Source organism: candidate division KSB1 bacterium, assembly GCA_022566355.1.
Classification (GTDB): domain Bacteria; phylum Zhuqueibacterota; class JdFR-76; order JdFR-76; family DREG01; genus JADFJB01.
The window spans coordinates 1-2,941 of record JADFJB010000211.1; the positions used below are offsets into that span (position 1 = coordinate 1).

Consider the following 2,941-nt stretch of genomic DNA (forward strand, 5'->3'; position numbering starts at 1 on the left):
CTTAAGTCATAAAGAATGAGCTATCCACAGATTTGAGTTATCCTTGTTTAAGATGGATTAATAAGATCTCGCATAACTAAAAACATCATAGATGTTTAATTATTGTAGAAATGAAGCTCCCTTATTTGAACATATCCTTCGGCTGACGGATACATAAAAAGGATACATATCATTTTGTAATATTCATCATCCTGACATAATATTTTATGTTTTAGACTGTGTTAGTCTGTGGCAAGAATAAGTACGGAATATTATGATGATCTTTTTTAGTATTCAAAAATTATTGTCCCCATTTTATAACCCGTTCGTCTTTTAACTGAATTGATTAAATATGAAATATGGCTCATCCGATTAATCAGGCAAAAGATCTCACCAAAAATAAAATAGAAACTGCCTTTTTAGCGAAAAAATTAGCCGAAATTGCCTAGTCAATCAATGCGTTTGGGATTTTTATTCATAATTTTCTTGATTATTAATAACCCTCTCATCAATTTCTTTACAATTGTTCAGGTTTAAACAAATTCCAATTCAACATAAAAAACAGAACTATGTTTAAAAATATTTTCAAGCGACGTGATTTTCTCAAAACAATGGGATTGGGCACAACTGCATTGGCATTTCCCGGCATCTTGTCAAGCAAGACTCAATCAACGATCCGGCCCAATATCATTTTTATGATGACAGACGACCACGCGTCTCATGCCATCAGCTGTTATGGCAGTGTGATCAATCAAACGCCCAATATCGATCGTCTTGCTAATGAAGGAATGCGCTTCAACAATTGTTTTTGCACCAACGCAATCTGTGCGCCCAGCCGCGCTGTCATCCTTACCGGCAAGTACAGCCATCTCAATGGCGTTTTGGATAACCGAACCGTCTTTGACGGCAGCCAGCAGACATTGCCAAAGTTGCTGCAGAAAGCCGGCTACCAAACCGCAATGATCGGAAAATGGCATTTAAGAAGCGATCCAACCGGTTTCGATTATTGGAATATACTGCCCGGCCAGGGTAATTACTATAATCCTGATTTCATCGAAATGGGGGAGAGAAGCCAGCATGAAGGTTATGTGACCGACCTGATCACAGATTTTACGATTCAGTGGCTCGAAAATCGCAATAAAGCTGTGCCTTTCTTTTTGATGTACCACCACAAAGCGCCGCATCGAAATTGGATGCCGGGACCTAAACATCTGACCCTGTATGACAATACGGAAATTCCGCAGCCAACAACTCTCTTTGACGATTACAAATCAAGAAGTCGAGCTGCCAAAGAGCAGGAGATGACCATCGACCACCACTTTTTTGAGGACTGGGATTTAAAACTAAACGATCCCAAACATGATAACGAACAAATTAAGCAATTGTGGCAAAATGCCAGAAGACGCATGACCGACGAACAGCGTAAGGCATGGGACCAGGCTTACGAGCCAAAGAATAAGAAATTCCGTGCATTAAATCTGAGTGGTAAAGAGTTGGTGGGCTGGAAATATCAGCGCTATATCAAAGATTATTTGCGTACAATCGCATCTGTGGATGATAATATTGGCCGCTTGTTAAATCACCTGGATGCAACCGGTCTTGCGGAAAACAGTATCGTTGTGTATACTTCCGATCAAGGATTTTTCCTGGGCGATCATGGCTGGTACGATAAGCGCTTCATGTATGAAGAATCGTTGGGAATGCCGTTTCTGGTGCGCTATCCAAAAGAAATAGCACCAGGTTCGGTTAATGAAGATTTGGTGTTGAATCTGGATTTTGCACCGACTTTCCTGGATTTTGCCGGCGGCGAAATACCCGGTGATATGCAAGGAGAATCGTTGCGTAAAAACCTACAAGAACAAACAATTGAACATTGGCGCACTGCAATTTATTACCATTATTACGAATTTCCGGCATCACACATGGTAAAGAAACATTATGGGATACGAACCAAGAAATTCAAATTGATCCGTTTTTATGATGACATCGACGCCTGGGAGTTATACGATCTGGAAAATGATCCAAAAGAGTTGAACAATTTATATGGCGAACCCGGATTTGCGGATATAATAGCAGAGCTTAAAAGTGAAATTATACATTTACAAAAAAAATATGGTGATCCTGTAGAGAGCGGTTAACATTTGTAGGGTGTGGGAGTGTTGTCTATGAAAATCAAAGGATTCTGACATTTGTATAATTTTAACTCTCAAGTCAAATAAATCCAAAGTCTTTCTAGGAAAATGCTGTTGATTAAGTAAAAAGTGAAAATCAAAAGATTCGTTACTTCGGCAGCAGTTAATGCTCAAGTCAAATAAATCCTAATTTTTATAAAAACTTCAATTCTGAGACTCGTATGCACAAAAAAATATTATCCGACCACATTTGAAACTATGTAAATTTATTGAAGCTTCAGGAAAAATATATAAATGATCCAAAGAAATATCTTGACATTCGCAGTCAAATATTGTATTAAAATGACAGATAAACTTTTAATAATTTTATTTGATATCACATTGTCCAGTTAACTTAAATAATTAGGTCCTGATAAACTATTTCAGTCTGCCGCGGTCGCTTCCGACCAGATCGAAATGGCATGTCAAGCTTACAAAAACATGGAGGTAATAATGACATTCCACAGGAGAAATTATTCTGTAAAAGTTCAAGTTAGATTAGGGGAGGCATAGTGACGAGCAAACGCGGAATCCTGGTAGGCCTGGTAGGGTTGATGGCAGTACTCGTGGCATTTGTTTACGGCGTCACCGTTGGGCATTACAAGCTTTTCCCGCATCGCCAGATTACTGAAGCGTATGTACTCGCTCTAACCTTGATCAAACCGCCACCTGTCCGAACTGATGAGAGCAACCTAATTCCACTTCTCGTGCAAATGGGTGCACGATCTGTTAGTAAACTTCCGTTCGTTATCGCCGTGGACCAGGGACTTTACAAGAAGTATGGCTTGGAT

General features: G+C 39.3%; 2 protein-coding genes. Both read left to right on the forward strand.

Annotated features, from left to right (window positions below):
* Window positions 1-590 precede the first annotated feature (590 nt).
* A complete protein-coding gene (locus tag IIC38_20270; protein MCH8128257.1) occupies window positions 591-2,117 on the forward strand; it encodes a sulfatase in 1,527 nt (508 codons plus the stop codon).
* A 545-nt stretch (window positions 2,118-2,662) separates the two neighbouring features.
* Window positions 2,663-2,941 (forward strand): hypothetical protein (locus IIC38_20275; protein MCH8128258.1); only part of this gene is annotated, 279 nt, incomplete at its 3' end.

Excerpts from the sequence above, each read along its gene's own strand:
- IIC38_20270 (MCH8128257.1), top strand. The coding sequence starts at position 591 with ATGGGATTGGGCACAACTGCATTGGCATTTCCCGGCATCTTGTCAAGC.